Genomic DNA, 4,696 nt, shown 5'->3' with positions numbered 1-4,696 from the left:
TTTCAATTCATACAATCTTTATGGAAGGAGATAGACTTGGAAAGAAAAAAAAGCTTGTTTCGTAAAAAAATATTCATAATTCCATTCTCATTGCTAATTATAATTGTTGCAGCCCTTTCACTTATTTATCACTACCGAACTCCCATAATGATAAGTCTTTTAAGGGAAAAAACATTGCCTGTTGTAGTCGTATCAGGCACATGGGAAGAAATGGGCTATCAGGTTGCTTCTAATCCAAAATTTTCGAAAAATATTCACCGTCTTGCAGGAATGTTTAAAAGTTCTTTCCCTCCAGAAAAAGCATTGTCCTATTATGAAAAGATAAAAGAACTGATTCCAAAAGACATCATTGAACAAATGAGAGGGATGGCAAAAGGATTGTCTGAAGCAAACAATATCTCTTTTGAAGAAGGTTGGAACGATGTGCTTATATGGAATTTTTTTATGGTAGGCACATATATTAGAGGATGCACTGCTTTTGCAGTCAATACAGGCAAAGAGTTGTATTTAGCCCATAATACTGACCTTCCTTACCTTTACAGCTTTGGAGGAGCGATAATTATATTCAATCCCAAAGACACTGGAAAGTATTCCTTTGTTTCCTATTATCAGCCTTCCTTTGTTGGCGCTACATTAACTGAAAATGAAACAGGACTTGCCATCGTTTTCAATGCGGCATATCCAACAAATAGAGACTATGGTCTTCCTCCTGAAATGTTTATAAGAAAGGTAATTGAAGAATGTTCATCAGTTGATGAAGTCATTTCATCATTCAAATCTTTTATCGAAAATGGAGGAAAATTTGCTCACAATGGCTGCATCCTCACATTAATGGATTTCAAAACAGGTAAAATGGCTCGAATAGAAGTTGCGCCTGACAGGATAGAATATGAGTATGGATGGCAGGAAAATGATAAACAATATCTTGTCAGCACAAATCACTACCGTCTAATGCCAGAAAGAAACGGAAAAGATGACTTCAATACAAGCTCATACGCGCGCTTTGAAAGATGCAACATGCTTGTCAAGTTGCAGAAAAATTTTTCACAACAAACAATATTAAAAATTCTTTCTGACCACGACGGACAAGATCACGGTACAGCACACACGATTTGCAGGCATGAAGACATTAACAAAGGGACAATAGATTTCATCTACTTCGATTCAAATTTTACACTTTACTATATTGAAGGCCATCCCTGCGATTACTGGCATAACAAATCCCTTCTTCAAAAAGTGAAGTGGAAAGAGATTCTTCAGAAAACATTTCCTGAATAAAAAAGCACCTTTCATCTTCAATAAGAAAGGTGCTCTCGCTTTTTCTTATATCGTTCTTCTAATTATCTGGCATAATTTATGCTATATGTCTTCTGTCCATGACACTTAGGCCAACAGGTCCCACCATTTTGGCTTTCCTGATAATTGTTTAGACCCGGATTTCTTCCCGTCACGATAAGATGCGGTTTGTTTGCTGAGCCATGGCTGTCATGGCAGGCATAGCAGGGATATTGCTTTTTGCCCACATGAAATGTATGCCCCTTCGACCACTTTGGTGGATTAAATCTGCTGTATGATTTTACTGTCTGGCTTGCATTATTATTTGCATAGGTATCATATCTATGGCATTGGAAGCATATCTCGTTAGGCGACATTGTGCGCTTGCTTGAGCTTTGTTGATAACTTGCCTTCAAGATAAAATTATAGTTTGAACCATGAGGTCCTGAAACTGCACTATTATCACTTCCATGGCAGTCAGAACAATTCATCGTGTCAGTAGCAGACCATCCATTTACAAAAGCATTAGCGTTGATATTCGTATTTGTTCCCTGTGCTTCAACTGGATGATAAGAAGGATTGTCTGAGTTCAACTTTACGGCAAGGTCAACTTGACCTGCTGGCTGAGTTGTCCACGAGGAATGGCACTTAAAACAAATCTGGTATTCAGCAAATGGAGCAGAGCTATCCGATGCCGAAACATATGTATATGTTGGAATATTTCCTGCTCCATTGTTTGTAACCTTAATTCTTCCAACTCCTGCAAGAGGAGAAGAGGATTGAGCTGCATGAGGATTGTGGCAGTCAACACACTCAGCATGCCTGTTATCAATTGGAGATGCCGCATATTTTGTTGGGTCGCCTCCTTCAGTCTTGCTGTGTCTGTCTCCGTAATCAGGCGCAGGATGTCTATTTGTCTTTGAAATTTCAGCAGCAATATTTATTGACGACGGACCATCGGCATCGTGACAGTTCAAACAGAAACCTTCCTGCTCTTCAGCATAAAGTGGAGGCGTTGCCGCTGGTGTATCAGGGGCAAGAATATTTTCCTTTTCAGAACCATGTGCATTCTGATGGCAACCTGTAGTGCCATCACCAAAGCAGGTAAGAAAACCAGATGTTTGATGTGCTGAACCTGTCCAAGTTGCAGCAATATTTGGTGCTGTAATTGTATCTGAAAAAGGTGCAAGGACGCCGTTTGCACCGTCTGAATCATGACATCCCAAGCAGAATGGCTCCAAAGCTGACGGATTTGAAGGATTGAATGTTATAACTGTTCCACTGTCGGGTTCTTTCACATCAACAGCACCTGAAGCATGATAAAGTCCAACATCATCTGCCTCAGCATGACACACTCCGCATTCGCTTGCAACAATTACACCCTGCTCGTGATGTGATGTTCTCTCAAAATCACCGCCAGTTCCGGTAACCTGCCTTCTTGGTATGCTTCCTTGTTCTGAACTATGACAAGCTGTGCAGTCTCCTCCGCCCATAGGCATAAAACCACTGTCATGCGTATGACAGCTCGTACAATCTGCACCTATATTATGATTCTGCGCCGGTGCGCTTCCATCATTTCTGTGATGGTCAGTCTGCGTATGACATGCCTGACAAACGCCATTGTATGGAGCAGTGGCAAAAGCAAAATCATCAGGATCAGTCTGAAAGACTACGGGAGTTACAGCTGCTGAGATATCTTCAGTTACATCGCTTCTTATCAGTTTGAGATTATCAGCTGTCTGCCCTGTATGGGCATTTGTTGATTGCTCTGTTTCATGAGGATTATGGCAAGTTGAACATTCGACTATCGTTGTGCCGCCATTGACAACATGATTTGCGACATCAGGCATCGAGGATGCAGGGCCTGTTGGATTATGACAGGTTTTACACAAAGTTTCCTGCTCTGCACCATGAGCAACGAGATTGCCTGCGGAAGCATTATGAATTGAATGGCAGTCGAGACAAGTTACATTGTTACTCGAATCGTGCGGAGGTGTTTGCGCAAACAATATAAAAGGTGAAACAACAATCAGCGTGAATACGATAAAACATAAAGATTTTTTAACCATTTTTCCATCCTTCATTTTATAATTTCCATCATAGACAGTAACTATTTTGCCGTTGTAATAAGATTGACTGAATGTCTTTCAGCATTCGCTACAATAGTTTTATTCTTTGAATATGTTAATATATCGAGAGGAAGTGACTCTGCATTATCACTTTCCTCACTGACATTATATGATGCAATAAATTTTCCCTTTTTCTTGCTGCTTAAAATTTGTACAATTTTAGTAAAACTATCAACAGCATGTATTCTACCTTTATCATCTATATCAATTCCTTGAAGCCTCACAAATTTCCCTTTGTAATTGGAAGAATTGTTCGTAACTTTTTTGCCAATACTCTTAATAAGCTTCCCATTGAGCTTGAAAATCCTTATTTTTCCATTCCCTTGGTCAGCTGCGAATAACCTTCCCTTTTTACCAGAAGAATTATATTTAATAACTATATCAGATGGAAAATCTAATATTCCTTCACCTATTTTCTTGATGAGATTACCTGCTGAATCAAAAACCTTGATGTTGTCATCCAAACTATCTGCCACATAGATATTGCCTGACTTGTCCAAAGCAATTGAATTTGGCATCAATATTTCGCCGTCACCTATAGAAGAAATCTTTTTGCCTACACGATTATAAATCTCAATATTATCCTTTCCATCATTTCCCACATATACATTGCCCTGTTTATCGACAGCTATACCAAGGGGAGTTGACATTCCGCCGAATCGGTCAACTAAATCAAGTTTGTAATTATATACAAAAACTGAATTTGCTTTAGAATCAGTAACGTAAAAGTTCCCATCTGCACCTTGGCAAAGATGTGTTGGATAATGTGTCGATGGGACATTCAGCATATTTTCAGAAACATTTGCATCTTTTATTATTGTAAAAAAGCATTTACCCTTCTTTTTTCCCGACAATGTAATTTCTTTTGATGAGGGCTTGAATGAAAAGCCATCCTTCTTGGGCGTTATTATATATGTCCCATCGGACAGTGAAGAAAACTTTGCTTTTCCTGCCCGATTTGTAACACCTTGAATTGTTTCGCTTTCAATATTATTGGAGAGATATACAGGAATCTTTTCCACTGCTATTGCATAGTCTGTTTTAATCTTGACTACTATTTTAAACTTTCCGCTCTTACCCCCTGCATATGAATTCAAGGCAAAGGCAAGAAACATAAAGATTGAAAGAAAAATGACACTTAAATTTACTAACCTTCTGTTTTTTAATCTGTTTTTCATAAATCTAACCTTTCATTAAAATTTCCCAAATTTGACAGAATAGAGAAAAAACTAAGAATCGATTTGTAAATATTTGCAATATTTATGCCAATAATGAGAAAAGTTCATAAATAT

At 38.4% G+C, this 4,696-nt stretch carries 3 protein-coding genes; 1 reads left to right on the top strand and 2 read right to left on the bottom strand.

Annotated elements, in window-relative coordinates; translation table 11 throughout:
* The first annotated feature begins 36 nt into the window (after positions 1 to 36).
* Positions 37 to 1,278, top strand: coding sequence for a hypothetical protein (locus D6734_05665; GenBank protein RMF95377.1), 1,242 nt, complete (start codon positions 37 to 39; stop codon positions 1,276 to 1,278).
* 62 nt (positions 1,279 to 1,340) lie between these two features.
* Here the strand turns inward: D6734_05665 and D6734_05660 are convergent, their stop codons facing one another.
* Together D6734_05660 and D6734_05655 are read right to left on the bottom strand one after the other, a co-directional pair.
* The gene (locus tag D6734_05660) at positions 1,341 to 3,359 is read right to left on the bottom strand and encodes a hypothetical protein (GenBank protein RMF95376.1); all 2,019 of its coding nucleotides are present in this window, start codon (positions 3,357 to 3,359) and stop codon (positions 1,341 to 1,343) included.
* Positions 3,360 to 3,385: 26 nt separating this feature from the next.
* Complete coding sequence (locus D6734_05655; protein RMF95375.1) at positions 3,386 to 4,582, bottom strand: hypothetical protein; 1,197 nt, start codon at positions 4,580 to 4,582, stop codon at positions 3,386 to 3,388.
* Positions 4,583 to 4,696: the final 114 nt, after the last annotated feature.

It is taken from the genome of Candidatus Schekmanbacteria bacterium (genome assembly GCA_003695725.1).
Classification (GTDB): Bacteria; Schekmanbacteria; GWA2-38-11; order GWA2-38-11; family J061; genus J061.
This window is presented reverse-complemented; position numbering and strand designations above follow the sequence as displayed.

Bases quoted from the DNA above. Each gene is read 5' to 3' on its own strand.
- D6734_05655 (RMF95375.1), bottom strand. From the start codon at position 4,582: ATGAAAAACAGATTAAAAAACAGAAGGTTAGTAAATTTAAGTGTCATT.
- D6734_05660 (RMF95376.1), bottom strand. From the start codon at position 3,359: ATGAAGGATGGAAAAATGGTTAAAAAATCTTTATGTTTTATCGTATTC.